The sequence below is a fragment of the Actinoplanes subtropicus genome (genome assembly GCF_000721705.1).
GTDB classification, from domain to species: Bacteria; Actinomycetota; Actinomycetes; order Mycobacteriales; family Micromonosporaceae; genus Actinoplanes; species Actinoplanes subtropicus.
Genome location: NZ_JOJL01000007.1, coordinates 245,645 through 272,174, shown reverse-complemented (window position 1 = coordinate 272,174; position 26,530 = coordinate 245,645). Strand labels below are relative to the sequence as shown.

General features: G+C 71.2%; 21 protein-coding genes. 9 read left to right on the top strand and 12 right to left on the bottom strand.

The genetic code is table 11. The features are described 5' to 3' along the window. Positions 1-49: 49 nt before the first annotated feature. From IH26_RS0111890 to gatA, 7 genes are all read left to right on the top strand, one after another. Positions 50-1,228, top strand: a complete 1,179-nt coding sequence (locus tag IH26_RS0111890) for a cysteine desulfurase family protein (RefSeq protein ID WP_030436214.1) — start codon at positions 50-52, stop codon at positions 1,226-1,228. 20 nt (positions 1,229-1,248) lie between these two features. After that, positions 1,249-2,355 carry a tRNA 2-thiouridine(34) synthase MnmA gene (gene mnmA / locus IH26_RS0111885; RefSeq protein WP_034214746.1) on the top strand — a complete coding sequence of 369 codons (1,107 nt, stop codon included), beginning with the start codon at positions 1,249-1,251 and terminating at the stop codon, positions 2,353-2,355. Further along, positions 2,348-3,343 (top strand): methionine synthase, encoded by a 996-nt coding sequence (locus IH26_RS0111880; RefSeq protein WP_030436212.1) that lies wholly within the window; start codon positions 2,348-2,350, stop codon positions 3,341-3,343. Before mnmA ends, IH26_RS0111880 begins: the two co-directional genes overlap by 8 nt. 167 nt (positions 3,344-3,510) lie before the next feature. After that, entirely contained in the window at positions 3,511-5,793 is a 2,283-nt protein-coding gene (gene ligA / locus IH26_RS53450; RefSeq protein ID WP_063763683.1) for an NAD-dependent DNA ligase LigA, read from the top strand. Between the two features lie 581 nt (positions 5,794-6,374). Next, on the top strand, positions 6,375-8,258 hold the full coding sequence (locus tag IH26_RS0111865) for a putative bifunctional diguanylate cyclase/phosphodiesterase (protein WP_051808036.1): 1,884 nt from the start codon (positions 6,375-6,377) through the stop codon (positions 8,256-8,258). A 388-nt stretch (positions 8,259-8,646) separates the two neighbouring features. Further along, positions 8,647-8,946 carry an Asp-tRNA(Asn)/Glu-tRNA(Gln) amidotransferase subunit GatC gene (gatC, locus tag IH26_RS0111860; RefSeq protein ID WP_030436209.1) on the top strand — a complete coding sequence of 100 codons (300 nt, stop codon included), beginning with the start codon at positions 8,647-8,649 and terminating at the stop codon, positions 8,944-8,946. 1 nt (position 8,947) lies between these two features. Continuing rightward, positions 8,948-10,411 carry an Asp-tRNA(Asn)/Glu-tRNA(Gln) amidotransferase subunit GatA gene (gene gatA, locus IH26_RS0111855; RefSeq protein WP_030436208.1) on the top strand — a complete coding sequence of 488 codons (1,464 nt, stop codon included), beginning with the start codon at positions 8,948-8,950 and terminating at the stop codon, positions 10,409-10,411. Positions 10,412-10,455: 44 nt separating this feature from the next. On the opposite strand, the gene IH26_RS0111850 is transcribed toward gatA, so the two are convergent. The 6 genes from IH26_RS0111850 to IH26_RS63870 all read right to left on the bottom strand — a co-directional run bounded on the left by IH26_RS0111850 (position 10,456) and on the right by IH26_RS63870 (position 15,128). Beyond that, positions 10,456-11,229, bottom strand: a complete 774-nt coding sequence (locus tag IH26_RS0111850; protein WP_030436207.1) for a hypothetical protein — start codon at positions 11,227-11,229, stop codon at positions 10,456-10,458. A gap of 1 nt (position 11,230) precedes the next feature. Then, the gene (locus IH26_RS0111845; RefSeq protein ID WP_030436206.1) at positions 11,231-13,210 is read right to left on the bottom strand and encodes a hypothetical protein; all 1,980 of its coding nucleotides are present in this window, start codon (positions 13,208-13,210) and stop codon (positions 11,231-11,233) included. After that, positions 13,207-14,043: a hypothetical protein gene (locus IH26_RS0111840; RefSeq protein ID WP_051807981.1), complete on the bottom strand. Its 837-nt coding sequence runs from the start codon at positions 14,041-14,043 to the stop codon at positions 13,207-13,209. The genes IH26_RS0111845 and IH26_RS0111840 overlap by 4 nt, the downstream gene beginning before the upstream one ends. Before the next feature lie 102 nt (positions 14,044-14,145). Then, the gene (locus IH26_RS0111835) at positions 14,146-14,814 is read right to left on the bottom strand and encodes a Crp/Fnr family transcriptional regulator (protein ID WP_211268633.1); all 669 of its coding nucleotides are present in this window, start codon (positions 14,812-14,814) and stop codon (positions 14,146-14,148) included. A 23-nt stretch (positions 14,815-14,837) separates the two neighbouring features. Continuing rightward, positions 14,838-14,963, bottom strand: a complete 126-nt coding sequence (locus IH26_RS63875; RefSeq protein ID WP_281179726.1) for a hypothetical protein — start codon at positions 14,961-14,963, stop codon at positions 14,838-14,840. A gap of 30 nt (positions 14,964-14,993) precedes the next feature. Further along, positions 14,994-15,128: a hypothetical protein gene (locus IH26_RS63870; RefSeq protein ID WP_281179725.1), complete on the bottom strand. Its 135-nt coding sequence runs from the start codon at positions 15,126-15,128 to the stop codon at positions 14,994-14,996. 126 nt (positions 15,129-15,254) lie between these two features. On the opposite strand from IH26_RS63870, the gene gatB reads away from it, so the two are divergent. Further along, entirely contained in the window at positions 15,255-16,748 is a 1,494-nt protein-coding gene (gene gatB / locus IH26_RS0111820; RefSeq protein WP_030436203.1) for an Asp-tRNA(Asn)/Glu-tRNA(Gln) amidotransferase subunit GatB, read from the top strand. Positions 16,749-16,910: 162 nt separating this feature from the next. Here gatB and IH26_RS0111815 read toward each other — a convergent pair whose 3' ends face one another. The 5 genes from IH26_RS0111815 to IH26_RS0111795 form a co-directional block, all read right to left on the bottom strand. Beyond that, entirely contained in the window at positions 16,911-17,666 is a 756-nt protein-coding gene (locus IH26_RS0111815) for a MerR family transcriptional regulator (RefSeq protein WP_245665123.1), read from the bottom strand. Between the two features lie 13 nt (positions 17,667-17,679). After that, entirely contained in the window at positions 17,680-19,068 is a 1,389-nt protein-coding gene (locus tag IH26_RS0111810; RefSeq protein WP_030436201.1) for a serine hydrolase domain-containing protein, read from the bottom strand. Positions 19,069-19,112: 44 nt separating this feature from the next. Continuing rightward, entirely contained in the window at positions 19,113-20,732 is a 1,620-nt protein-coding gene (locus tag IH26_RS0111805) for a metallophosphoesterase family protein (RefSeq protein ID WP_030436200.1), read from the bottom strand. Between the two features lie 6 nt (positions 20,733-20,738). Beyond that, positions 20,739-21,905: a PQQ-dependent sugar dehydrogenase gene (locus IH26_RS0111800; protein ID WP_030436199.1), complete on the bottom strand. Its 1,167-nt coding sequence runs from the start codon at positions 21,903-21,905 to the stop codon at positions 20,739-20,741. Positions 21,906-21,973: 68 nt separating this feature from the next. Next, complete coding sequence (locus tag IH26_RS0111795; RefSeq protein ID WP_030436198.1) at positions 21,974-22,348, bottom strand: PH domain-containing protein; 375 nt, start codon at positions 22,346-22,348, stop codon at positions 21,974-21,976. A 172-nt stretch (positions 22,349-22,520) separates the two neighbouring features. Here IH26_RS0111795 and IH26_RS0111790 point away from each other — a divergent pair, with 172 nt between their 5' ends. After that, the gene (locus IH26_RS0111790; RefSeq protein ID WP_030436197.1) at positions 22,521-25,145 is read left to right on the top strand and encodes a putative bifunctional diguanylate cyclase/phosphodiesterase; all 2,625 of its coding nucleotides are present in this window, start codon (positions 22,521-22,523) and stop codon (positions 25,143-25,145) included. Between the two features lie 85 nt (positions 25,146-25,230). On the opposite strand, the gene IH26_RS0111785 is transcribed toward IH26_RS0111790, so the two are convergent. Then, entirely contained in the window at positions 25,231-26,241 is a 1,011-nt protein-coding gene (locus tag IH26_RS0111785; protein WP_030436196.1) for a LacI family DNA-binding transcriptional regulator, read from the bottom strand. Between the last annotated feature and the right edge of the window lie 289 nt (positions 26,242-26,530).

The following is a 26,530-nucleotide window of genomic DNA, read 5'->3' as shown; positions in this document are numbered from 1 at the left end:
CCGAGCGCCGAGAGGCGTTCGCATCCGGAGGGCATAAGCTTGTCGACTGATGGCCTACCTGGATCACGCGGCGACCACGCCGATGCTCGCGGAAGCGCTCGACGCCTACGTCGCCGCCGCCCGTGACGTCGGCAATCCGTCGTCGCTGCACGCCGCCGGCCGCGGCGCCCGCCGCCTGGTCGAGGAGTCCCGGGAACGCATCGCCGCCGCGCTCAACGCCCGCCCCTCCGAGGTGGTCTTCACCTCGGGTGGCACTGAAAGCGACAATCTAGCCACCAAGGGCATCTTCTGGGCGCGGCGCTCGCTCTCGCTCAACCGCACCCGGGTGATCGCCTCGGCGGTCGAGCACCACGCGGTGCTGGACGCGGTGGATTGGCTGGGCACGCACGAGGGCGCGACGGTCGACCTGCTCCCGGTGGACGCGGACGGCCGGGTCGACCCCGACCGGCTGGCCGACCGGCTGGCCCGCTATCGCGACGAGATCGCGGTGGTCAGCGTCCAGTGGGCGAACAACGAGGTGGGCACCGTCCAGCCCGTCCACGACCTGGCCCGGCTGGCCGCCGAGTCCGGCGTCCCGTTCCACACCGACGCCGTGCAGGCGGTCGGCCAGATCCCGGTCGATTTCGCCGCCAGCGGCGCCGCCGCCATGACGGTGACCGGGCACAAGGTCGGCGGCCCGGTCGGGGTGGGCGCGCTGCTGCTGGGCCGCGACGTCGCCTGCACCCCGCTGCTGCACGGCGGCGGCCAGGAGCGGGACGTCCGCTCCGGGACGCTGGACACGGCCGGGGTGGCCGCCTTCGCGGTCGCCGTCGAGACGTCGGTGAAAACCCAGCAGGAGTACGCGGTCCGGGTCGGCGCCCTGCGCGACGAGCTGATTTCCCGGGTACGCCGGGCGGTGCCGGACGCGGTGTACAACGGCGCCGCGGCGGACCGGCTGCCCGGCAACGCGCATTTCAGCTTCCCCGGCTGCGAGGGCGACGCGTTGCTGCTCCTGCTGGACGCGCAGGGGATCGCCTGCTCGACCGGGTCGGCCTGCTCGGCGGGCGTGGCCCAGCCCAGCCACGTGCTGATCGCGATGGGCGCCGACGACGACCGGGCCCGCTCGTCGCTGCGCTTCACCCTCGGCCACACCAGCACCATCGAGGACGTGGACGCCCTTCTGGCCGCGCTCCCCGGCGCCGTCGAGCGGGCCAAGCGTGCGACTGCCTGGAAGACGCCCCGTCAGTAGCGCCGGATAGGCTTGGCCGCATGCGAGTTCTTGCGGCCATGTCGGGCGGGGTCGATTCCGCCGTTGCCGCCGCGCGCGCCCACGACGCCGGGCATGACGTCACCGGGGTGCATCTGGCGCTGGCGCGCAACCCCCAGACCTATCGGACGGGCGCGCGGGGTTGCTGCACGCTGGAAGACTCGCGGGACGCCCGGCGTGCCGCCGACGTGATCGGTATCCCGTTCTACGTCTGGGACATGGCCGACCAGTTCCACGAGAGCGTCGTCGACGACTTCGTCGCCGAGTACGCGGCCGGCCGTACGCCCAATCCCTGCTTGCGCTGCAACGAGAAGATCAAGTTCGCGGCGGTGCTCGACCGGGCGGTGGCGCTCGGCTTCGACGCGGTGGTCACCGGCCACCATGCCCGCCTCGGCGCGGACGGCCTGCTGCGCCGCAGCGTCGACGAGGGCAAGGACCAGTCGTACGTGCTGGCCGTGCTGAACCGCGCCCAGCTCGACCGGGCGGTCTTCCCGCTCGGCGAGTCGACGAAGGCGCAGGTGCGGGCCGAGGCGGCCGAGCGGGGCCTGGCGGTCGCCGACAAGCCCGACTCGCACGACATCTGCTTCATCGCCGACGGCGACACCCGCGGCTTCCTCGAGCGGCGGCTGGGCGCGACCCCCGGCGACGTCGTCGATTCCCGTACGGGCGAGAAGATCGGCACCCACAGCGGGGCGTATGCGTACACCGTCGGCCAGCGCAAGGGTCTCGACCTGCGGGTCCCCGCCCCGGATGGGAAGCCCCGTTACGTGCTGTCGATCACCCCGGTGACGAACACGGTGACCGTCGGCCCGCGCGAGGCATTGTCCGTCGACGAGATCACCGCGAACCGGGTGATCTGGCACGGTTCGCCCGCGCCGGTCACGTGTGACGTGCAGCTGCGGGCGCACGGCGAGGTGGTGCCGGCGTCCGTTTCGGTGGCGGGCGACACGCTCACGGCCCGGCTGCACTCGCCGGCTCGCGGCGTGGCGGCCGGGCAGGCCATCGTGGCGTACCGCCGCGACGCCGAGGGCGGCGACGTGGTTCTCGGCTCGGCCACGATCACGGCCGGTGTTCTCTCGGCAACCGAGCGGGCGGTGGCTCATGCCTGAGTTCTCCTGGCCGGCCGGCGCCGCTACCGGGATCGGGTCGCTGCCCGGCACCGATGTCGTCGAGGCGCAGCGCATCGTCTTCGGCGAGCTACCCGACCTGCCGCACCTGCCCGAGCTGCCGGCCCGCGGCCCGGGCGCCGACCTGATCGGGCGCGGCGCGGGCTTCCTGGTCGAGCTGCCGGTGCAGCTGTACGCCGGCCGCTGGCAGATGTCCCCGCGCCCCGGCAAAGACCTGCGCCGCACCGGCGACCTGCTGGAACGCGACCTCGACCAGGCGACCGAGCAGGGCGAGGGGTTCGCCGGCACGTTCAAGGTGCAGGCGGCCGGCCCGTGGACCCTGGCGGCGAGCCTCGACCTGCAGATCGGCGGCCGGCTGCTGCGCGACCCGGGTGCGGTGCGCGACCTCACCGACTCGCTCGCCGAGGGGCTGCGCCGGCACGTCGACGATGTGCGCAAGCGGCTGCCGCACGCGAGCATCCTGCTGCAGCTCGACGAGCCGTCGCTGCCCACCGTGCTGGCCGGCCAGGTGCCGACCGAGAGCGGCCTGAGCGCGTACCGCGCGGTCGACGGGCCCGACGCGGCGACCGCGCTGCGTACGGTGGTCGAGGCGGTCGGTGTCCCGGTGGTCGTCCACTGCTGCGCCGCCGATGTCCCGTGGCCGGTGCTGCGCGACTCGCGGGCGGCCGCGGTGGCCGTCGACCTGTCGCTGCTGAAGGACCTGGATCCGGTCGGCGAGGCGATCGAGGCCGGCGTGGGGCTGTTCGCCGGCGCCGCGCCGACCAGCCCGGTCGACGGGCGGGCGCTGACCGGCAAGCAGGTGGCCGAGCGGGTGACCACGCTGTGGAGCCGATTGGGCTTTCCGGCGGCCCGGCTGGCCGAGCAGGTCGTGGTCACCCCGGCGTGCGGGCTGGCCGGGGCGAGCGAGCCGTACGCGCGGGCCGTGCTGACCGCCTGCCGCGAGGCCGGCCGGCGGATCGCCGAGGCCTGACCGCCGAAATTGTCGGGGGTCCCGACTACCGTGCTCTTAGCGTCAAAGAGACGGAGGATCCGGTGGCGAAACAGCAGCGTGACGAGACTTCGGCGGTCGAGGAGCTCGCCCCCGGCCGCCCGACCGCCGAGCAGGAGGCAGCCGCGGGGAAAGACCCGACCTCCGAGGTGAGCGCGCGCCATGCCGAGCTGTCCGAGGAGCTGCGCGGCCATCAGTACCGCTACTACGTCCTCGACGCGCCCACCATCTCCGACGCCGAGTTCGACAAGCTGCTGCGTCAGCTCGAGGCGATGGAGCAGGAATACCCCGCCTTGCGGACGCCGGATTCCCCCACGCAGAACGTCGGCGGCACCTTCTCCACCACCTTCACCCCGGTGCAGCACGCCGAGCGGATGCTCTCGCTCGACAACGTCTTCGACGAGGACGAGCTGGCCGCCTGGGCCGAGCGCACGGTGCGCGACGCGGGCGGCCCGGTCGAGTTCATCTGCGAGCTCAAGGTGGACGGTCTGGCCATCAATTTGACGTACGAGAAGGGCAAGCTGATCCGCGGTGCCACCCGCGGCGACGGGCGCACCGGCGAGGATGTCACGGCCAACGTGCGGACGATCCGCGAGATCCCCGAGCGGCTCGCCGACGACAACCCGCCCGACCTGCTCGAGGTGCGCGGCGAGATCTACTTCCCGGTCTCCGCCTTCGCCGATCTGAACGCGTCGCTGGTCGAGCAGGGTAAGGCCCCGTTCGCCAACCCGCGTAACGCCGCCGCCGGCAGCCTCCGGCAGAAAGATCCGCGGATCACCGCCTCGCGCGGGCTGCGCATGGTGGTGCACGGCATCGGCGCGCGGGCCGGCTTCACCCCGACGTCGCAGTCCCATGCGTACGAGGCGCTCAAGTCGTGGGGGCTGCCCACCAGCGAGCGCTGGAAACTCGTCGACGACCTGGCCGGCGTCCACGAGTACATCGCGTATTACGGCGAGCACCGGCACGACGTCGAGCACGAGATCGACGGCGTGGTGGTCAAGGTCGACTCGGTGTCCATCCAGGGCCGGCTCGGCACCACCAGCCGGGCGCCGCGCTGGGCCATCGCGTACAAATATCCCCCCGAGGAGGTCACCACCAAGCTGCTCGACATCGCGGTGAATGTCGGGCGCACCGGCCGGGTCACCCCGTTCGCCATCCTCGAGCCGGTGAAGGTGGCCGGTTCCACGGTGGCCCAGGCGACGCTGCACAACGCGCGCGAGGTCGAGCGCAAGGGCGTGCTGATCGGCGACACCATCGTCCTGCGCAAGGCCGGCGACGTGATCCCCGAGGTGCTCGGCCCGGTGATCGACCTGCGGCCCGACGACGCCCGCGCGTTCGTCATGCCGACCGAGTGCCCGGCCTGCGGCACGAAACTGGCGCCGGCCAAGGAGAGCGACATCGACATCCGCTGTCCGAATACCCGCTCCTGCCCGGCCCAGCTGCGCGAGCGGGTGTTCCACCTGGCCGGCCGGGGTGCGTTCGACATCGAGGTGCTCGGCTACAAGGCGGCCCAGGCGCTGCTCGACTCCGGCGTGATCACCGACGAGGGCGACCTGTTCGGGCTCACCGAGGAGCAGTTGCGCGAGTCGCCGTTCTTCGTCAACCAGGACGGCAGCCTCGGCAGCAACGCGGTCCGCCTGCTGGAAAACCTGGAGAAGGCGAAGGAGCAGCCGCTGTGGCGGGTGCTGGTGGCGCTTTCCATCCGGCATGTCGGCCCGACCGCGGCGCAGGCGCTGGCCCGCGAGTTCTCCTCGATGGAGGCGATCGAGCGGGTCGTCGAGACGCCGCCGCCCGCTCCCGAGCCGTCCGCCTCCGAGTCGGTCGTCCCCGAGCCGGTCGGCCCCGGGTCGGCCGCCGCCGGGTCGGGCACCGCCTCTGAGCCGCCTGCTGCCGGGTCGCCTGCTGCCGGGTCGCCTGCTGCCGAGCCGCCTTCGTCCCAGCCGGTCGAGGCCGAGGGCGAGGAGGGCGCGAAACGCAGGAAGACCAAGGCCGAGCCGGATGTGCTGTCCTCGGTGGAGGGCGTCGGGCCGACGATCGCGGAGAGCCTGCGCGAGTGGTTCGCGGTCGACTGGCATCGCGAGATCGTGCGCAAGTGGCGCGAGTCCGGCGTGCGGATGGCGGATGAGCGGGTCGACGAGGGACCGCGCCCGCTGGAGGGAATGACCGTGGTGGTCACCGGCACGCTGGCGAGCTACTCCCGCGACCAGGCCACCGAGGCGGTCACCTCCCGAGGCGGCAAGGTGAGCGGCTCGGTGTCGAAAAAGACGGCCTTCGTGGTGGTAGGGGAGAACCCCGGCAGCAAGTACGACAAGGCCCTGCAGCTGAAGGTCCCAGTCCTGGATGACGCCGCCTTTGCCGTACTGCTGGCCGAGGGCCCGGAGGCAGCGCGCGCAGTCGCCGAGGTCGCCCCGGAACCCCCGGCCGAGGGGTGAGCGGCGCGCCCGACGGTCGTCGGAGGCCGGCGCGTGATGCATCGCCGGCGCGGGGTCACCCGTATGGGGTAATTTACGGAAAATGAGCGTTTGGAGGGTTATGCCGATTTGATAACGCCGAAGCTGTTTCGCGGCCAACGGACAATGCGGATCTATGGTGAAAACCATCGGTAGATCGCCGCCATTGTGGAGGTCGCATGGACGCCGCACGCCCTCGCAACCGCGTGACGCCTTCGCACGCGACAAGCGACGGCGTGACCGGCAGCCCCGCGGATCACGAGCACGACCCCGCCGGTGAGCGCGGCGCGACCCATGCGGGCGGCGCGACCCATGCGGGCGGCGCTACTCATGCGGGAGGCGCGACCCGGGAACGCGGCGCGACCTATGCGGGCGCCGCGACCCGGGAACGCGACGCGGGTGCCGAGCGCGACCCGGATGCGGGTGGGGGGCGGCCTGGGCGGGACGTGGTTGAGCGGCGGCGGGCGCTGGTGGTCACGGCGGGGGCCGCGGTGGTGGTCGATGCCGGGCTCTGGGGGTTCGGGGCGGGGGCGTTCGCAGGGCTGCCGGGGGCGTACTGGCTGATGGCGGTGCTGGCCGTGGTGGTGGACGCGCGGCCCTACGTGCTGGCCGATCGGCGGGCCAGTTCGGTGATTCTTCCTTCCATCTGCTTCACCTTTGCGATCGCGCTCGCCTGGGGCGTGGTGCCGGCGCTGGCCGTGCAGGTTGTCGCGGTGACCGTCGCCGGGGTGCGGATGCGGCAGGCGGCTCGGCGGACCTTTCATCTGGCCGTGCAGCATGCGGTGGCGATCGGGGCGGCCGCGGCGGTGGCCGGGCTCTTCTCGCTTCGGATCGAGCCGCGGCCGGGCTGGGATGACGCGCTGTTGACCGTCGCCGCGGCGGTGGCCTGGATCCTCGCCCGGTATGGGCTGGCGGCGGGGGTCGCCCGGATCAGTTCGCACCGGCGGCGCCGGCGGGCCCGGCGGCGGGGGATCGAGGTGCTGGCCACCGCCGCGCTGCTGCTGCTCGGGCCGGTCGTGCTGGCCACCGCCCAGGTGGGGCTGGCCTTCGTGCCGCTTGTGCTGCTCGCCCTGCACGCGGTGCACCGGATGGTGCGCTCGGCCGGCGAGTCGGAGCGGGCCGCCCGGGTGGACGCGCTGACCGGGCTGCCGAACCGGCGGGCGCTGCAAGCCTCGGTGAGGGACAAGCATGGCCGGCAGCGGGCGCTCTTGCTGCTCGACCTCGACCGGTTCCGAACGGTCAACGACGCGCTCGGCCACCGGGTCGGCGACCGGCTGCTGGTCGAGGTGGCTCAGCGGCTCGCCGACGTGGTGCCCGCGCACGATCTGGTGGTACGCCTGGGCGGGGACGAGTTCGCGGTGCTCGCCAACCGGGTCGAGGGCGTGCCAGAGGCCCGGCGGATAGCGTCTCACCTGGTCGAGGCCCTGAACCGCCCGTTCGCGCTGGACGGTCTTCCGGTCGACGTGAGCGCCTCGATCGGGATAGCCCTGCAGGGTGACTCGGCCGACGACTGCGCGACGCTGCTGCGCGAGGCCGAGGCCGCGATGTACGACGCCAAGCAGCGTGGCGACCAGGTCGCCGTGTACGGCCCGGACGCCGCGCACCACTCGCCCGACCGGCTGGCGCTGCTCGCCGACCTGCGGCGGGCGCTGCGGGAGGACGCGCCCGACGACGGGATCGTGCTGTTCTACCAGCCGCAGATCGCCATCCCGACCGGCGAGGTGGTCGGCGTCGAGGCGCTGCTGCGCTGGCAGCACCCGGGGCGGGGCCTGGTCGGGCCGGAGGAGTTGATCCGGGTCGCCGAGCCGACCCCGGTGATGCGGCTGCTCACGCTGCGCGTGCTGCACGACGTGGTGGCGCAGGTGGCGGCCTGGCGGGACGCGGGCCGGCCGCTGCGGGCCGCGGTCAACGTGAGCGCCCGCGACCTGCACGCCGGTGGGATCGCCGACCGGGTCGAGGAGTTGTTGCGGGAGTACGCGGTCCCGGCCGACCTGCTTCAGCTGGAGATCACCGAGAGCGCGCTGATGGCCGACCCGCACCGGGTGCTGAACACGATCACCCGGCTGGACCGGATGGGGGTGGCGATCTCGCTGGACGACTTCGGCACCGGGTACTCGTCGCTGCAGCACCTGCGCCGGCTGCCGCTGGCCGAGGTGAAGATCGACCGCTCGTTCGTGCTGGGCATGGCCACCGATCGGGGGGACGCCGCGATCGTCCGCTCGGTGATCGACCTGGCCGAGGCGCTGGGCCTGCGCGCGGTCGCCGAGGGCGTCGAGGACGAGCGCACCTGGCGCCTGCTCGCGGCGTCCGGCTGCCACGCGGCCCAGGGCTGGTTCCACGCCCGCCCGATGCCCGCCGCCGACCTCGCGGACTGGCTCGCCCGCTACCGCCCGCTGCGCCCCGGCCCGATCCCCCTGGCCATGCCGGGCCCCGTCACCCGCCCGTGACCCGCGCGCCCTACGGCGACGCGCGCCGCGGCGGTGCGTCAGTTCGCAACATTCGATCGATATGCTTGGATTTGCTGGATCCCCGACCACATTCCCCGCCTGCGCGTGGCTGCCCGGGGCCGGTCCCGCCTGCGGTTGGCGACAACCGCAGGGAGCCCTGGGCGCAACCACTCACGCAGGTCGCCCGGGTGGGTCGAGCGTTCTTGGCGCGCCAGCGCCCTGCTCGGCCCGCCCGGGTCCCGGCGGGAGCGACGGTCCGTACGCCCCACCCACGCACGACATCATGAATTTGATCTTCATCCTGGGTGATCTCGGAGTCCCGCCGGAAATCCTGTCGGGGGGTCGAAATAGACTCCATCCAACAGCTTCGGAACGAGGAAAGTAGGCAATCATGGCCATCTCCCGCGAAGAGGTCGCGCATCTTGCGCGCCTGTCGCGGCTCGCCGTGACCGAGCAGGAACTGGATCAGTTCGCGGGGCAGCTCGACGTGATCCTCCAGTCGGTCGCGCGGGTCGGCGAGGTGGCCGCGGATGACATTCCGCCCACCTCGCACTCCGTGCCGCTGACGAATGTGTATCGCGACGACCTCCCGCAGCCGTGCCTCACGCAGGAGGAGGCGCTGTCCGGCGCGCCCGATGCGTTCGAGGGCCGGTTCCGGGTGCCGCGGATTCTGGACGAGGAGGCCTGACATGACCGACCTCACGAGGCTGACCGCGGCCGATCTCGCCGCGAAGATCAAGAGCAAGGAGGTCTCGGCCGTCGAGGTGGCGCAGGCGCATCTCGACCGGATCGAGGCCGTCGATCCTCGCGTCCACGCGTTTCTCCACGTCGACCGGGAAGGTGCCCTGGCCGCCGCCGCGCGCGTCGACAGCGGCGAGGTTGATGGGCCGCTCGCCGGCGTGCCGGTCGCGGTCAAGGACGTGATCGCCACCAGGGGCGTGCCCACCACCGCCGCCTCGAAGATTCTCGAGGGCTGGCGTCCGCCCTACAGCGCCACGATCGTGGAGCGGCTGCAGGCGGCCGGCACGGTCATGCTCGGCAAGACCAACATGGACGAGTTCGCGATGGGTTCGTCCACCGAGTACAGCGCTTATGGGCCCACCAACAACCCGTGGGATCTCGGCCGGATCCCCGGCGGCTCGGGTGGTGGCAGCGCCGCGGCGATCGCCGCCTACGAGGCGCCGCTGGCGATCGGCACCGACACGGGCGGCTCGATCCGGCAGCCGGGCGCGGTCACCGGAACAGTCGGGGCCAAACCGACTTATGGCGGCACATCCCGTTATGGCCTGATCGCCTTCTCGTCGTCGCTCGACACCCCGGGCCCGTGCGCGCGCACGGTGGAGGATGCGGCGCTGCTGCATGCGGTGATCGGCGGGCACGACCCGCGCGACTCCACCTCGATCCCCGAGCCGGTGCCCGACGTGGTCGGCGCCGCCCGGCTCGGCGCGACCGGCGATCTGACCGGCGTGCGGCTGGGCCTGGTGAAGGAGTTCGCCGGGGACGGGTCGGAGCCGGGCGTGGCCGCGGCCTTCCGCGAGTCGATCGAGGCGCTGGTCAAGCTGGGCGCCGAGGTCGTCGAGGTGTCCTGCCCGCACTTCCAGTACGCGCTGCCCGCCTATTACCTGATCGCGCCCAGCGAGTGCTCCTCCAACCTGGCCCGCTTCGACGGCGTGCGCTACGGCCTGCGGGTCGGCGACGACGGCAACCGGTCGCTGGAGGAGGTCATGTCGCTGACCCGGGACGCCGGCTTCGGCCCCGAGGTCAAGCGGCGCATCATCCTCGGGACGTATGCGCTGTCCAGCGGCTACTACGACGCCTACTACGGGCAGGCGCAGAAGGTCCGTACGCTGATCACGCGGGACTTCCAGAAGGCGTTCGAGCAGGTCGACGTGCTGGTCTCGCCGACCACGCCGTTCGTGGCCTTCCCGTTCGGTTCGCGCACGTCCGACCCCTACCAGATGTATCTGGCCGACCTGTTCACGATCCCGACGAACCTGTACGGCGGCCCGGCCATCTCGGTGCCGTGCGGGCTCGCCGAGGGACTGCCGGTCGGCTTCCAGGTGATGGCGCCGACCATGGCGGACGACCGGATGTACCGGGTGGCGGCGGCGCTCGAGTCCGCGGTCGGGACCCTCACGCCGCCGGCCCTGTGAGGTAGACCCGGCGCGGCGCGAGGAGCCGCGCCGGGACACCGCCATTAGTCCGAGATCGGCTCGCCGTTGAGGCGGCGAGCCCGCTCGGCCAGGTCGTCCAGCTTGTTGTCCCGCATGAGCTTGGTGATCAGGTGGTTGAGGAGAAAGCGCGCGGCCGGGTCCGCGTCGCGATGGAAGTCGGCGAGCACAGTGTTCCAGTCGTCCATGGCTTCGCCGTCGTCCGTGCGAGCCAACTCCGTGCGCACTGTATCGAAGGTCTGGGCTATCGAGGCAAGTCGCTCGACCTCGTCCGGGTTCTTCCGGAACCACCAGGCTGTCGCTCGCTTGGGCGTTTCGAGGAGTCGGCCGAGGTAAGCGATCTCGGCCTCCTCCTCGGCGCCGGCCCACAGCCGCAAAGACTCTCTTCGGCGGAGCACGTCCCGTTGCCGGATGATCGCCAGATCCTGTTCGTCCGCCGTAACGGTCAGGCACGATGCCCACGCGACAACGCCGGACTGATCCACCTCGACACGCTGGCTCAGCGCCGCCTCCAACTCGCTGCGCAGATACACGTAGTCGGTGAGTGGCAGGTGGGCCGCGACTCGGCGTACGCGCCGGGTGATACCGGCCCGGGCGATCAGTGCGGGGTCGCCACCGCGCGGCTCGCCCCGGAGTCCATAGCGAATCCCCAGGTGCACCTCGAACGGGAAGCTCGCATCGCAGCTGTCCGCCGGAATCACCGTGACCGGTACCGGGATGGGCGCCGGGGACGTGGCCGGATCGATTGCCTCGGGCGGTGCCAGATGGGCCATCAGCCGTTGTTGCCAGGTGGCGGCCATGTCAGACCCTCGTTCGTGGTGTGGAGAGTTCGTCCAGCCGTAGCCGGACCTGGCGTAGGAGATCGGCCAGGGGGTCGTTGTCGGGATCGGGCTCCGGCGCCGGCCGGACCGCGTACATCAGTTGGCCGATTCGCCGAAGGTCGCTCCCGGCGGCCGCCAGCAGGGTCCGGATCGCGGGTTCGGGCTTGTTGCCCAAGCGGAGCCATTGCCGGATGAGTTGTCCGGCGTCGTCCGCGGCCAACGCGTCGAGGACCCGCCGCCAGAATCGCACGCTCGGTTCCGGGTCGATATCGGCCGGGGCTCCAGCTCTCGCCACCATGATCTCCGAGGCGGCGTCGATCACCACGTAGGCCCGGTTTGGATCCGGCAGCGCGAGCCATTCGGCGAAGTAACCGAGAATCTGTCCGATCTCGAGGTCCTCGGTGAGCCGGATGACGGCGCTCGTGGTCGCCTCGCGGACGACATTTTCCGGATGCCCGGCAAGGTGCTTGAGCCGGGTCATCCCGGTAGATCGATGTTTGGCGTCGAACTCCCCGAGCGCCACTGCCATGGCCACGCGGAAGGTCGGACTGTAGGTACGTGCCTGGGCAGTGGTGTAGACGCGCCCGCGAGCGTCGTGGCCGATGCGGGGGTGCAGGCACGCCTGGCGCAGTAGCAGAATCGCGGCCGCCTGGCGGTTCTGCCGGCCGCTTTGTTCGCCCTCGGCCCAACGGCGGGCGATTTGGACGGCGAGTCGGCCGTTGCCGATGTGAGAAGACAGCTCGACGACGCGATCGACCAGTCGGTCGATGCCGGGCGAGGCTCCGGAGATGATCACCGGAAGCTGGTCGAACCAGGCTCGCAGGATCGGCTGAAGCATGGGGTATTCGCGCCAGACATGATGCAGGAGAGCGCTGCCGTAGTCGGGCCGGGTGAACCGGGTCGTTTCCGGGTCGAGCGTCGTCTTCCGCAGTTCTTCCAGTCCCTGGATGATGTCGGGCTGCTCGAGGGCGTTGCTCGGCTCGATCCGGTACTTGGCCGCGGCCAGGAGACGATCGCGAGCCTCGGCGAGGACCGCAGGCCCGGCGCCCTCCAACGTAGCGGCGGCGATCAACAGAGCGCGCTTCGGCGCCGTCGGGGCATTGTTACGCATGTCGTCGCGGGCCTGCGCGAGCCAGGCGTTTCGCGCGTTCTTGAGGTCGTTGATGATGGCGTCGGGGTCTTGGATACCGGATTGGACGGCCTTGACAGCGAGTCCGGCCAGACTCGCGGCGCTCGGCGGCCAGGCCGTGCGCAGCTCGTCGACGAGCCAGGAGTCGCTCACCAATCGATCGACCAGAGGCCCCTCGACAACCGGGTCGGCGTGCGCTCGAAAGACGTCCTCCGCGTTTCGCCGGGCAAGCCGATGGACGTGGCCGGGGAACCATTGCTTGGCCTCGTCCTCGATGTCGTCGGAGATGGCCAGGACCGCGAGACAATCGATTCTTTCCAGGTCGGACTTCAACTGACTCAGCTGCCGCAACTGACCGCGGGCGTCAGCGCCGAGCTCAACGGCGTCGAAATACAACCCGGCATGCTCGGTGCCCGCCGCGGACTCGGCCAGATCGGTGTCGTCGTCGAGGAACGCCACCTGGAACGTCAGGCTCCGGCTGACCTGGTGCACGAGGTATGAGGCGGCGCTCTGCTGGCCGCATCCGTCGGCGTTCCGCTCGCAGGACAGGATCACGAGCCGTTCGTCCCGAAGGCGGCTGACCTGTTCTTCGAGGCCGGGTGGGGGCCGGAAGAGTCGTACCCGCTCGGCCAACGTCTCAGCATCGACATGCCAGTTCTTGGTGTCCGCCCGCAGGCGTTCGGCCGCCTGCTGAAAAATCTGCAGGGTGTGCGCGTTGTATTGGTCACCCTCGATCATGGTCGTGTGCACGGTGCGGTCGACTTCGACCGTGACTGCCTCGTCCTCGTCCTCGAAGTCGGGATTGGGGTCGGTCCACGGTTCGGCGGTCATTGACGACGCTCCCCTCGGATCGAGATGTCGTGAGCATTGAACTGGTCACCGTGGACCGTGGTCTCCTGCCGGGACTGGTCGATATTTCCGATGTTTCCGCCGGCGGCGATGCCCCGGCTACTGGCCCGTACGCCTCGGCTGGGCTTCGGGACGGTCTTGCCGACGGGCTTGGGCCGGTCGGCCGGTCGGGCGCCGCCGAGGCCGTGTCGCAGCAGGTCGCCGGAGATGACCGGAACGTACAGAAAGGCCGGTTCGGCAAAGCCTTTCTTCGCCATCGTGACGGTGACCTCGACGAACTCCGACGGCCCGTGTCGCTGGGTGTGGCCGCCCCGCACCACGTCCTTCATGACCCGCTCGGACAACACGACGGCGAGGAGAGTGACATCCGGGTCGGAACGGTCCAGGAGGTCGCGAACCGGATCGGAGTCGACCAGCCGATGGGTGCCGATCATGGTGTTGCCGACGGGAGATCCGAAGCGGTCGTCCGTCTGGTGATCGGCCGGACCGTACTCGAGGCTGAGCCGCATGCGTAGGGACATCCCGCCGGCGCGGAGTCGTCGCAGCTTCGAGGTGAGTTCCTGCTGAAGGGCGTCGAAGTAGGAGTCGATCACACGGGGAAGGTGTCGAGGCGGAAATCCGATCATGTAGCCATCGCCGGTGCTGTCCGGGAAGAGCCGGGCGTCCCATACGTCGCTCAACCCGCAGCGGTGAAACGCATCCTCGAGAGCCTGGTAGAGCTGTTGCTGCAGTTCTTCCTGCTGGACGTCGTTGTGGCGACTGAACCCTTTCGTGTCGACGACCATGATCGCGACGTGGTCCGGGAGTTCTGTCATTGTCATCCCTTTCGCTGCGCCGTGGCGTACGAGTGGATGCTCACCGAGCAGGGTGGCAGACGCCGTCCAAATCTGGACGCATCGACGAGGATGAGGTGGCTCTCACGTGATCAGGCGGGCGAGAGCCTCGATGTCGCACACCGTGAGTCCGGTCCGGGCGACGGTTACCACCCCACGGCGTTTCCATTCGGCCAGCACCGGCGTGATCGAGCTGCGCGCCAGACCGAGCGCTCCGGACAATTCGTCCTGAGACATGCGTACGTCGTTAGGGCTGGGGTGACTGGGTCCTCCAGCGGTCACGATCGCGATCAGCAGTGTGGCGAGGCGCTGAGCAGGTCGACCGTGGGCCAAACGGGCCGCTGTGTCGGCGGTCTCGCGCATCTTGCCGAGGATGTAGCGGTCGAGCGCATGGTGCACGCGCCGCCGGGCAACCCAATCCGCGAAGCGTGAGTCGGCAACCAAGCTGACCATGCAGTGCTCGATGGCCTGGACCGACGCCGACCGTGGACGACGGTCTGCATGTGCAAACTCGCCGACGAGATCACCCGGACCGCGTACGGCGAGCAGGATCTCGTGGCCGGCGGGGCTCGGACGGACGATCTTCACCCGGCCGCTGATGAGCGCCCCTACCCAGCTTCCGCTATCGCCGTAACGGATGAGGAACTGGCCGGGTAGATAGGCGCGGCGAACACCGCTTTCCACAAGAGCGGTCCAGTCGGCGGCCGTCCAGCACTCGCCGGACGAGAACACGCTGCGTGTTTTTTCCCGCACAATAAGTAATGATGGTCGATGCCTTATGCCGGTGTCGAGGTGGAGCCCAGCCATGAGTTGATCAGTTTGGTGAAGTCCTTGCCGGTCTGCTTGTCGACGAACCCGATGAACGACGCCCGGTCCTGCTGGGTGTACTTCTGCGTCTGCACCCAGGCGGTCGCCAGCGCGAAGAACTTCTGCTAGCCGACCGCGAGAGTTTGCAGGTACGACGCCATCGGGATCGCGCTCTGGTAGCTGAACGTGTTGCCCGGTCGGCCGGTGGGGGATCCGGCGGCGATCGCCGACCAGGTGAACGCGCCGAACGGCTCCTGCATGGTCCAGAGACGCCACCCAGGCGGTCACTCGCGATGGGGGCAGCGAGAGGTCGGCGGAAAAACTGTCGGAGGGGGCCACTAGGCTGGAGCCCGAAAGTCACCGGACCCAGTCGGGGAGTTCACCGCATGACCACCATCGCCCTGCCGACGTATGAGGACGCCGTCGCCCGTTTCGAGCCGGTCATCGGCCTGGAGACGCACGTCGAGCTGGGCACGCGGACCAAGATGTTCTGCGGCTGCCGCACCGAGTTCGGCGCCGAGCCCAACACCCAGGTCTGCCCGGTCTGCCTCGGCCTGCCCGGCGCGCTCCCGGTCGCCAACCGCTCCGGCATCGAGGCGACGATCCGCATCGGCCTCGCGCTGAATTGCGACATCGCCACCTGGTGCCGGATGGCGCGGAAAAACTACTTCTACCCCGACATGCCGAAAAACTTCCAGACGTCGCAGTATGACGAGCCGCTCTGCGTGGACGGCTTCGTCGACGTCGAGGTGGACGGCAAGACGTATCGGATCGGCATCGAGCGGGTGCACCTCGAGGAGGACACCGGCAAGACCCTGCACGTCGGCGGCGCGACCGGCCGCATCCACGGCGCCACCGAGTCGCTGGTCGACTACAACCGGGCCGGCATCCCGCTCGTCGAGATCGTGACCAAGCCGGTGCCCGGGCTCGGCGAGCTCGCCCCCGAGGTGGCCCGCGCCTACGTGACCGAGCTGCGCGACATCATCCGGTCGCTCGGCGTCTCCGACGTGCGGATGGAGCAGGGCTCGCTGCGCTGCGACGTGAACACCTCGCTGAACAAGCCGGGCGAGGGGTGGGGCACGCGCACCGAGACGAAGAACGTGAACTCGCTGCGCTCGGTCGAGCGCGCCGTCCGCTCCGAGATCATCCGGCAGGCCGGGGTGCTCGACGCCGGCGGCCGCATCATCCAGGAGACCCGCCACTTCCACGAGGACCGCGGCGAGACCAGCCCCGGCCGCTCGAAGGAGGAGGCGACCGACTACCGCTACTTCCCCGAGCCCGACCTGGTGCCGATCGCGCCCGACCCGGCGTGGGTGGCCGAGCTGAAGGCGGCCCTGCCGGAGAAGCCGAGCGCCAAGCGGGCCCGGCTGCGCGAGGATTGGGGCATCAGCGAGCTGGACATGCAGTCGGTGGCCAACGCCGGCGCCGTCGAGCTGATCGAGGAGACGATCGCGGCCGGCGCGTCCCCCGCGGGCGCCCGCAAGTGGTGGATGGGTGAGCTGGCCCGCCGCGCCAACGAGTCCGGCATCGAGCTCGCCGCCGTCGGCGCGACTCCCGCGCAGGTCGCCGAGCTGCAGAAACTGGTCGACGACGGCAAGCTCAACGACAAGCTGGCCCGCTCGGTGCTCGAGGGCGTCGTGGCGGGCGAGGGCGACCCGGCCGCCGTGATGGCCGCCCGCGGCCTCGAGGTGGTCAACGACGAGGGCGCCCTGACCGCCGCCGTCGACGAGGCGATCGCCGCCAACCCCGACATCGCCGCCAAGATCCGCGACGGCAAGGTGGCCGCGGCCGGCGCCCTGGTCGGCGCGGTCATGAAAACCACCCGCGGCCAGGCGGATGCCAAGACCGTCCGCGACCTCATCCTGGCGCGGCTCTCCTAAACCATTCCGACGTACGGGTCAGCCCAGCCCCCGGTGAGCCGGCCGGCTGGGTGCCGTCCCGACCCTTTGCCGCCACCTGCGGGCTGAGACTGCAACTCGGGCAGGCCGGCCCAGGCGTTGGCTTGCGCTGTCTGCCGCCGCTTGCGCTCACCCCGTGCCGCCCTAGGGTCCGGTTCGGTTGGTGGGCCGGGTCAGTTCGGCGAGGCGGGTCCAGGCGGGGGAGTAGGCGCTGACCGACGCCGCGGCGAGGCGGGTGATCGTCGGGTCGGGTGGGGGTGCGGTGGTCGCCTCGGGGTCGCGGGAGTCGAACCACTTGCGGGTGCGGGCGGCCAGCTCCGGAAGCCGCGGGTCGTCGGGGGACCAGTCGAAGGCGGCGTCGTAGTCGCGATACAGGGACTGGAACGACGGGTCCTCGATCGCGGCCAGCTTGTCGGCGGCCCACTCGGCGGCGCGGTCGGGGGACACTGCCTGCAAGAGGATCCAGATCTCGCGCTCCAGGCCGAGCGTGCGTTCGCCGATGCCCAGCGCCCGCAGCCGCTCCAGGTACGCGGCCACCTCGGGCGAGACGAACAGCCGGTCGCCGGCCTGGAGTTGGGTGATCCGCCGGCGGGTGCGGCGGATCTCCTCGGCTCGGCGGCGCAGGTTCTCGTCGATCTCGGCGACCGCGGCAGCGAACTCGTCGGGCGACGCCGCCAGCAGCTCGCGGATGCGGGCCAGCGGCACCCCCGCATCCGCCAGCGTCTTCACCTTGACCAGCTGGATCGCGTGCTGGGCGTCGTACCGGCGATACCCCGACTCGTCCCGCGGCGGCTCGGGCAGCAATCCCCGGTCGTGGTAGACCCGGACCGCCTTGATGGTCACCCCGGCATACTCGGCCAGCTGGCCGATGGTGATCAGCCGCCGCGGCGAATCGCTCATGGCGCTCATCGTGTCATTCCGGCACGCGCCGGGTCATGCGGCCGCCGGCGCAACGATGGGTCGGGCGGCCGTCCTTGTCGCCTAGGTAGGAGATCAGGTATTGGCGTGCGTGCCCGTCCAGCGTCTCCAGCGGCAGCGCGGCCGGCGCGAACAGGTCCTTGCCGACGGCGATGTAACGGGTCGGCGGTGCCGCGAACGACCCGCCGGCGAACTGGGTGAAGATCGACTCCTGCGAGGCGTCGGCTGGCTCGTAGGTCACCTGTTCCTCCAGGCCGCCGTCCACGACCCGGACGTCCACCCGCAACTGCTGCGAGCGGTAGGTCCCGGCGTACCTCCGCAGGTCGATCTTGATTGGTTCGAGGGCCGGGAAGGAGACCGGCGCCTGCCGGCGGACCAGCCACAACAACAACTCGTTGTGCAGCGCCAACGCCTGCGGCGCGTTGCCGAACGCCGCGAACACCAGGTCGAGCGACGGCACCACGGCCAGCACCGCCACCCCGCCCGGCGACGCCCCGGACATCGAGAGCACCGTCGTGTCGCCGAACGGGATGAGCAACAGGCCGAGTCCGACCGGGGGCACGTTCGGCACCCCCATGTCGTGCGCGACCGTGTGCATCCGCTCGGTCATCTCGGCCGAGAGGACGCCGCCCCCGCCGTCGAGGTGCATCCGGCCCAGCGCGATCAGGTCGCGGATGGTTCCGATCGGGGTGGCGCCGGCCGGCCCCCAGGTGTCCGGCAGCATGAACATCGAGGTAGGCCGGGCCGCCCCGGTCTCGGCCGACGGGAAGTGGCCGATCGCCGTGCTCCGCAGGATCGCCTCCTTCGCCGAGACCGCGGCGCCGGTCATGCCCAGCGGCTCGAACACGTCCCGGCGCAGCAGATCGTGGTACCGCACGCCGGTCACCGTCTCGAGCAGCCGGCCGGCGACGATCATGCCGCCGTTGGAGTAGCTGACGTACTCGCCCGGCTCGAACAGCGACCCGCAGTGGCGGCCCAGCCCGTCGAGGTAGACCTCCAGCGCCTCCGGCCCGGACGCGTCCGGAAAGTACAGATCGGCGTCGATCCCGCTGTCGTGCGAGAGCAGGTGCCGGACCAGGATCTTGTCGGCCGCACCCGGCGTGGCGAGCCGGAACGACGGCAGGTAGCCGATCACCGGCCGGTCCAGCTCCAGCGTTCCGCGTTCGACCTGCTGAAGCAGCAGGGTGCTGGTCATTACCTTGGTGATCGAGCCGAACAGGAACCCGGTGTCCGGCCGCATCGGCGCGCCGGAGGCCACGTTCGCCGTGCCGTGCGCCACGATCTCCACCGAGCCGCCCTGATACACGCCGGCCAGGTAACCGGGGACCAGGTTCGCCTCGCAGAAGGCCGGGATCCGCTCGTTGAGGTGCGTCATCTCGTTCATGACGTCATCCTCGAACCCTGCCCCAGGGGCAAGGTCAAGCCCGATCAGCTGGGCGACGCGCTGGTCGGCGTGACCTGCTCGGCGTCGGCACCGATCACGTTCCGCTGCATCGTCACGTTGGACTCGCCGGTGCCGCCCAGCTGGATGTCGTCGTACGCCTTGAGCTGGTGTTTCTCGTCGAAGTAGAGCACCGACAGGGTGAGCGGGGTGGGCTTCTCCTTCTCCAGCCCGCGCAGCCCGGCGCCACCCGTCGACCCCTCCACCATCAGCCGGGTCGTCATCGGGTCCCGCGCGCCGTCCGCCGCGACCGATGGCGACGGGGCGGGCGAGGCCGGCACGTCCGAGGCCGACGGCTCGGGGGCGGGCGCCGGCAGCAGGCTCACCTCGCGGTGGTGCAGGTGGCCGGCCAGCACCAGCGGCACCACCCCGGACAGCGGGCCGGCCATCGCCGGGTCGTGCACCATGGCGATGTCCACCGGCTTGCCGCTGGCCCGGATCGTCTGGGCGAGCCGGTCGCCGGCCGCCACGAGCGGGCTGCTGCCCGGGTCGTCCGCGTTCACCTTGGCCGGGGCGGTGGTCTTGTCCGGCGTGAATTCCGGGTCGCCGATGCCGGCGATGGTGAGCCCGTCGATCGTCGTGATCTTGTTGTCCAGCACGATCGCGTTCTTCTCCCGGCCCACCGCCGACTGGATGATCCCCGAGTCGTGGTTGCCGCGGACATAGATGTACGGGACGCCGACCGACCGGATCGAGCTGACGTAGCTGGTCTCGGCGGCCGAACCCCAGTCGACCATGTCGCCCGTGTCGACCACCGCGTCGATGTCGAAGGTCTGCACCACGGTGCGGATCAGGCCCCAGGACGACGGGTTCAGGTGCAGGTCGGAGATGTGCAGGATACGGGTGGTGTTGCCGGCCGGCTCGTACACCGGCAGCGACGACACCGTGGTGTACAGGCGGCTCACGTTGCTGACGATCTGTTGCAGCTGGTCGGCGTACTTACCGTAGTTGTCGGCGATCCGCCGGGCGTCACCGACCACGGCCGGCGCGTTGACCAGCAGGCCCTCGTAGCGCGGCTCGGCAATCGAGCCGGGACGCAGGGTGACGGCCGCGAGGCCCAGGCTGCCGAGCGTCACTACCAGCGCCGTCACGCCGGCGGCGGCGACCCGGCGGATGTTCCGGAAGACCAGCGCGGACAGCAGCAGCGCGCTGAGCACCGCGATGCCCAGCGTGCGGATGCCGAGGCGGACCACCCCGGCCCGTACGTCGTCGACCGCGTGCTCGCCGGCGGAACTGATCGCGGCCGGGTCGTCGATCAGCGCCTCGGTGCGGCTCTGGTCCAGCGAGCCCAGGTTGACCTTGAGGTGGATCGGCCCGTCGTGGCTGTCCAGGTGCAGCGAGCCGAGCGGCGGGATGTCCACCTCGGTGCCGCCCTGGATCGACGGGCTGATCGACATCTCGGCCCGGAACGGGCCCACGGCGAAGTTGGCGTGCGCGAACAGCATCGTGCCGATCACCACGCCGCCGATGCCGATCACGGCGATCGCTGCGGCGACCCGGATCCGGCGGGTCCACCGGTTGCGGTAGGCACGCCCGGTCCACGCCGCGGCGTCGAGCAGGCGGCGGCGTGCGGAGGACAGGTGGCGGAGCCGGTCCGGAGGGGTCATCTCGGATCAGGTGATTCCGGCGCCGCCGTCGGAGAAGACGATCCGGAGGATCCGGTCGTCGTCAGGGCCCGGGTCACCGGCGTCCTCCTGGTTCGACGTGCTGGCCCACAGCGACCCGTCCGGGGCGGAGACCAGCCCGCGCAGCCGGCCGTACTCGCCGGTCAGCAGCGCCTGCGGGTTGCCCAGCACCGTCCCGTTGGCGGTCACGTTCAGCAGCCAGACCCGCTTGCCGAGCAGGCACGCGGTCGCCACCGACTGGTCCGCCACCGCCACCCCCGAGCAGTACGAATCGGCGATCGGCCAGCTGTACAGCGGGTTGGTCAGCGTCGCGTCGGTGCTCGGCCCGTCGGCCTTGGCCCAGCCGTAGTTCTTGCCCTTGACGATAACGTTGAGCTCGCCGTTCTTCGGCTGGCCGCTGTCGCTCGCGTACATCCGCTTCTTGGCATCCCAGGCCAGGCCCTGCACGTTGCGGTGGCCCAGCGACCAGACCAGGGAATCCTTGACCGGGTTGCCGGGCGCCGGCTTGCCCGCCGTGGTCATCCGCAGGATCTTGCCGCCCAGGCTCTTCGGGTCCTGCGCCTGGGTGCCGCTGGTGCCGTCGCCGGTGCCGGCGTAGAGGTAGCCGTCGGGGCCGAAGGCGAGCGCGCCGCCGTTGTCGTCGGCCGAGCGCGGGATGCCGGTCAGGATCGGCTGCAGCTTCCCCTTCAGCACCAGCTTGCCGATCCGGTTGTCCTTGGTGGTGGAGTAGTAGACGTAGATCGTCTTGTCGGTCGCATACTTCGGCGAGACCGCGATGCCGAGCAGGCCGCCGTCGCCGGAGGCCTGCACCTCGGCGAGCCGTTGCACCTCGGTGACGGTCAAACCGTTCGCATCCGATTCCGGGCCGACCTGCAGGATGCGGCCGGTGTCCCGCTCGGTGACCAGCGCGGACCCGTCGGGCAGGAAGGCCATGCCCCAGGGGACCTCCAGCTTCTTGGCCAGCACCGTGACGACGACCTCCGAGTCGCCGCCGCCGGGATCGGCGCTCGCCGACTCCGCCGCCGAGGGGGCCGGCAGGTTGGGCGGGGTGCCCTGCTCGTCGGCGCCGGGCGGGCCGAAGCTGCAGGCCGCGGTCAGCGCCAGCACAGCGGCGAGCGACGCGCCGGCCAGCGCTCGGCGGCGCCGGTAACGCAGGATCACGCGACCTCCTCGACCTTCGACGCACCCCAGGGTAGCGGCGCTGCCTGGAAAGCCCCGGCCGATCAGTCGGGGTGACTGATCTCTTGCTTGCCGGCGGCCAGCACGCGGGCGAGATTGCCCTGGGTGACCCCGGTCAGACGGATCACATTTCCGTTGTCGAGCAGGGCGGAGACCCGGCCGCGCGGGTCGGGCGCCAGCTCGGCGATCCGCGGCCAGGGCACCCGGGTGGTTCCGATCAAGGCCTTTACCCGCAACTCGTCGGGGTAGACATCGGTGCCGGACCGCCAGGCCCAGACGAAGATCGCGAGCGGGATGAGCAGGACGGGGGTCAGCTGCCACCGGGCCCCGGCGAACGGCACCGCGCTGACGAACGCGATCACGGCGGCGACCAGGAGCGCGCCGGTCTTGCGGACGCGGAGCAGGGGCTTTCTTCGCACCGGGCCATTGTCCCACCCCCGCCCGGCGGCCCGGCCGCGGCCGGGTTGTCCACAGGCGACGAACCGCGGATGCGTTCGGACCCGACCGGGCCGTAACCTGTTCGAGGGACGTTCGTTGATCCCTACTAGCCGATACCCCTTGTCCGACCGGCACCGCAGAGGATCCGTCGACGTGGCAGTGCAACCCCCCGTGCACTCCCGGCCCTCCGACCGGGTGACGTTCCTGGCCGTGCCCACGGTCGCCGTGGTCGTGCTGCTGGCGGGCGCGACCGGCCTGACCCCACCCGCGGTCGCGCTGGCCATCGGGGTCGGCGGCGCCGGGCTCTGGGCCTGCTCCCACCTGGTCCGCGCCGCCCTCGACATCCACCACGCCGACGGCACGTTCGTCGCCTGCAAGGGCGCCGGTTTCATCGGCCTGGCCGCGCTGGCCACCGCTCTCACCGCGATGGTCCCGCTCTGGGGCCCGCCGGCGGCGGGCGTCTGGGTGACTTGCGGGTACGCGGTGACCGTCGCCCTCTTCGCGATCGGCGTGCTGTTCCTCCCGGGCCAGGCGACCACCTGGGTGGTCCGCACCCGTCGCGCGTTCGACGGCGCCGGCCTGGGTGTGAGCCTCGCCTTCGCGGGCTACCTGATCCCCCCGGTCAAACACCAGCACGTGGCGACCCTCCCGGTGACCGTCCTCGGCGCGGTCGCCATCGCGATCACCGTGGTCGCCGTGCTGCGCAGCCGCCCGCACGGCGGCCCGTCGGTGCGCTGCGGCGCCGGCGCGATCGCGGTCATGGCCGCCCTCGGCATCATCGCCACGATGGTCGTCATGGGCCGCGACGGCGTCGCGTTCCCACTGCTCGGCCTGCCGATCGTGGCCGGGCTGGCCGCCTCGGCCGACGGCGGCTCCCGCCGGCGCCTGGCACCGCCACCGCTCGAGCCGCGCAACCCCGACCAGGTGCTGGCCAGCTATCCGCTGCTGGCCGCCCCGGCGGCGGTCGGCGTGGTCGCCGCCCTGTGGCACCTGATCACCGCGCGCACCTTCGACACGCTCGGCGTCGTCCTCGGCATCTGCATGGTCGCCGTGCTGGTCCTGCGGGAGCTGCTGGTGGTGCGGGACATCCGGCGCTACGCCGGCCAGTTGCAGATCGCCGAGGCGCATTTCCGGTCGCTGGTGGCCGGCGCCACCGACCTCACCCTGGTGCTCGACGAGCGGCAGCGGATCAGGTGGCAGTCGCCGGCCGCGTCCCGGCTCTTCGGCCTCGCCGACGACGAGGTGGTCGGCCGCGCATTCCGTGATCTGATCCACCCCGACGACGTCGTCGCCGCCCAGGCGGTGATCGACTCGGTGCTCGCCGGCGAGCACGACGAGGGGCCGCCCGCGCTGGTCAGCGCCCGCCTGCGGGACGGCGCCGAGCTCTGGCGGGACACCGAGTCGACGATCGCCGACCAGCGCGCGGTGCCCGAGGTGGCCGCCCTGGTGGTGCACGTGCGCGACGTCAGCGAGCGCAAGCACCTCGAGCGGGCGCTGCAGAAGGTGCCCTACACCGACCAGCTCACCGGGCTGGCCAACCGCCGGGCGCTGATGCGCGACGTGCTGGCGTACCGTCGCCGTCCCGGCCGGGCGGGCAGCCTGCTGGTGATCGACCTGCACGGCCTCGCCGAGATCAACGACAGCCGCGGGCGGGCGACCGGCGACGCGGTGCTGACCGAGGTGGGCCGCCGGCTCCGGTCGCTGCTGGCCGAGGACGACATCCCGGCCCGGCTGGGCGGCGACGAGTTCGCGGTGCTCACCTCGGACGGCGCGGTGCTGGCGTACGCGCTGGCCACCCGGATCGCCGCGGTGCTGGCCGAGCCGCTCGAGCTGCCCGGTTCGCTGGTCGAGCTGCACACCAGCATCGGCCTGGCCGAGCTGGCCGGCGGCGGTGACTCGGAGGAGGTGCTGCGCCAGGCCGACCTGGCCCGCAAGCGCGCCCGGCAGCTCGGCCTCGACCGGGTCGAGTGGTACGACCCGGATGTCGAGATGAAGCTCAACCGCCGGATGGAGCTGGAGCAGCAGCTGCTCGGCGCGGCCGGGCGGGGCGAGCTCGACCTGGTCTTCCAGCCGGTGGTGGACCTGCGCGACCAGCTGCCGGTCGGGGTGGAGGCGCTGCTGCGCTGGCGGCACCCCGAGCTGGGCACGATTCTGCCGGCCGAGCTGCTGCCGATCGCGCGGGCGGTCGGCATCGCCGCCGACATCGACGAGTGGGTGCTGGATGCCGCCTGCAAGCACCTGGCGGCCTGGGCGGCCGGCGAGCACCCGTTCTGGCTGTCGGTGAACGTGGCGCCCCGCGAGCTGCTCACCGCGCGTTTCCCGGACCGCGTGGCGGCCACCCTGAAGCGCTATCAGTTGCCGCCCGAGCGCCTGGTCATCGAGGTCGCCGAGGACTGGATCGCCGAGGACGTGCCGGCCATCGTGGCGTCCCTGGCCGGCCTGCGCAAGCAGGGCGTGCGGGCCGCGCTCGACGACTTCGGCGCTGGGCAGGCGTCGCTGTCGCATCTGCGCCGGCTCCCGGTCGACATGCTCAAGCTGGACGCCTCGCTGGTCAATACGCCGTCCGAGGCGGCGGCGGGGAGCAGCCCGGCGGTGATCGACGTGGTGGTGAGTTTGGGGCGCCGGCTGGGGCTGGAGATCGTGGCGAAGGGGCTGGAGACGCCGGAGCAGGTCGAGCGGGCGGCGAAGGCGGGATGTCCCTATGGGCAGGGCTTCGAGCTGGGGCGGCCCGCGCCGGCCGAGCGGATCGAGGCGTACCTGGAGAGTCATCGTGCTTGACGATCGTCCACGTGTCCTCCAGGGTGACGAACGGCGGCCCCACAGTGCGAGACGGGTGTCTCGCTGAGCGTGGGAGCGCCGCCCGCTAGCGTGGCGGGGCTGTGCTTCCGCGGGGGGTGAGGTGGGCCGTGCCGGCTTCGACGTTGCTGACCTGTTTGCCGTCGATCGAGGCCAGCAGTTCCCGGGCCGCGTGTGCGCCGTACTCGGCGATGTCGCGGGTCAGTGCGGTCAGCGGCGGGTGCACGAGGCTGCACAGCGGCGAGTCGTCCCAGGCCACGATGGACAGGTCGCCGGGCACGGCCAGCCCCATCTCCTGGGCCACCGCCAGCCCGGCCACCGCCATCACGTCGTTGTCGTAGATGATCGCGGTGGGCCGGTCCGAGTCGATCAGTAGCCGGCGGGTGGCGCGGCTGCCCTCCTCGCCGGTGTAGTCGGAGGGCACCGTGTTCGCCTCCAGGCCGAGCGACGAGCAGATGTCGTTGAACGCCCTGGTCCGCGTCTGGGTGTGCAGCAGGCCGGGCAGGCCGCTGACCCGGGCTATCCGCCGGTGCCCGAGCGCGACCAGGTAGCGCACCGCCTCGGTGATCGCGCCGGCGTCGTCCGACCAGATCTGCGCGATCGTGCCGGTCTCGCCGGGGCCGCCGATCACCACGGCCGGCAGTTGGAGCTGCTGCAGCACCGGGATGCGGATGTCGTTTTCCCGCAGGTCGGTGACGATCACGCCGTCGATCCGGCGCTCGCCCCACCACCGCCGGTAGACCTCGACCTCGAGCTCGGGGGTGGCCACGACCTGCAGGGTCAACGCGTACGACCGGGCCGAGAGCTCGGCCTCGAAACCGCTGATCAGCCCCATGAACCAGGGCTCGATGCCGAGGATGCGGGCGGGCCGGCACAGGGTGAGGCCGACGGCGCGCGCGCTGGCGCCGGACAGCGCGCGGGCGGCGCTGTTCGGGTTGAACCCGATCTCCTGCGCGATGGCAACGATGCGCTGCCGCGTCGCCTCGGAGACTCCGGGCTGTCCGTTCAGCGCGTACGAGACGGCGCCCTTGGACACGCCCGCCCGCCGCGCGATGTCGGCGATCGTGGGCCGCTTCACTCGGTCTCCCTCTAGTTTCCGGCTGAAGCTTACCGGGATCAGTTTCGGTAGAGCGCTCTCACGCCCCGGCGCGACGAGATGGCCAAGCGCCACGCCCCGGGCTTGAGCGGTTAAGTGTTGTCGGGCACACCCTGGCTTGTAAACCCCATGAGGCAAAAGTCCGTTTAGAGCCGCTTAATGGTCACTGACAACGAGGGGAAATCAACCTGGTAACCCGCTATTGACAGTCATCGAGGCGAGGCTTAGCGTCACCACAACTTACCCGGTTCAGTAAATTCTCTCCTCGGTG

Excerpts from the sequence above, each read along its gene's own strand:
- IH26_RS0111890 (WP_030436214.1), top strand. The coding sequence starts at position 50 with ATGGCCTACCTGGATCACGCGGCGACCACGCCGATGCTCGCGGAAGCG.
- mnmA (WP_034214746.1), top strand. The coding sequence starts at position 1,249 with ATGCGAGTTCTTGCGGCCATGTCGGGCGGGGTCGATTCCGCCGTTGCC.
- IH26_RS0111880 (WP_030436212.1), top strand. The coding sequence starts at position 2,348 with ATGCCTGAGTTCTCCTGGCCGGCCGGCGCCGCTACCGGGATCGGGTCG.
- IH26_RS0111865 (WP_051808036.1), top strand. The coding sequence starts at position 6,375 with ATGGCGGTGCTGGCCGTGGTGGTGGACGCGCGGCCCTACGTGCTGGCC.
- gatA (WP_030436208.1), top strand. The coding sequence starts at position 8,948 with ATGACCGACCTCACGAGGCTGACCGCGGCCGATCTCGCCGCGAAGATC.
- IH26_RS0111850 (WP_030436207.1), bottom strand. The coding sequence starts at position 11,229 with ATGGCCGCCACCTGGCAACAACGGCTGATGGCCCATCTGGCACCGCCC.
- IH26_RS0111845 (WP_030436206.1), bottom strand. The coding sequence starts at position 13,210 with ATGACCGCCGAACCGTGGACCGACCCCAATCCCGACTTCGAGGACGAG.
- IH26_RS0111840 (WP_051807981.1), bottom strand. The coding sequence starts at position 14,043 with ATGACAGAACTCCCGGACCACGTCGCGATCATGGTCGTCGACACGAAA.
- IH26_RS63870 (WP_281179725.1), bottom strand. The coding sequence starts at position 15,128 with ATGCAGGAGCCGTTCGGCGCGTTCACCTGGTCGGCGATCGCCGCCGGA.
- gatB (WP_030436203.1), top strand. The coding sequence starts at position 15,255 with ATGACCACCATCGCCCTGCCGACGTATGAGGACGCCGTCGCCCGTTTC.
- IH26_RS0111815 (WP_245665123.1), bottom strand. The coding sequence starts at position 17,666 with ATGAGCGATTCGCCGCGGCGGCTGATCACCATCGGCCAGCTGGCCGAG.
- IH26_RS0111810 (WP_030436201.1), bottom strand. The coding sequence starts at position 19,068 with ATGAACGAGATGACGCACCTCAACGAGCGGATCCCGGCCTTCTGCGAG.
- IH26_RS0111805 (WP_030436200.1), bottom strand. The coding sequence starts at position 20,732 with ATGACCCCTCCGGACCGGCTCCGCCACCTGTCCTCCGCACGCCGCCGC.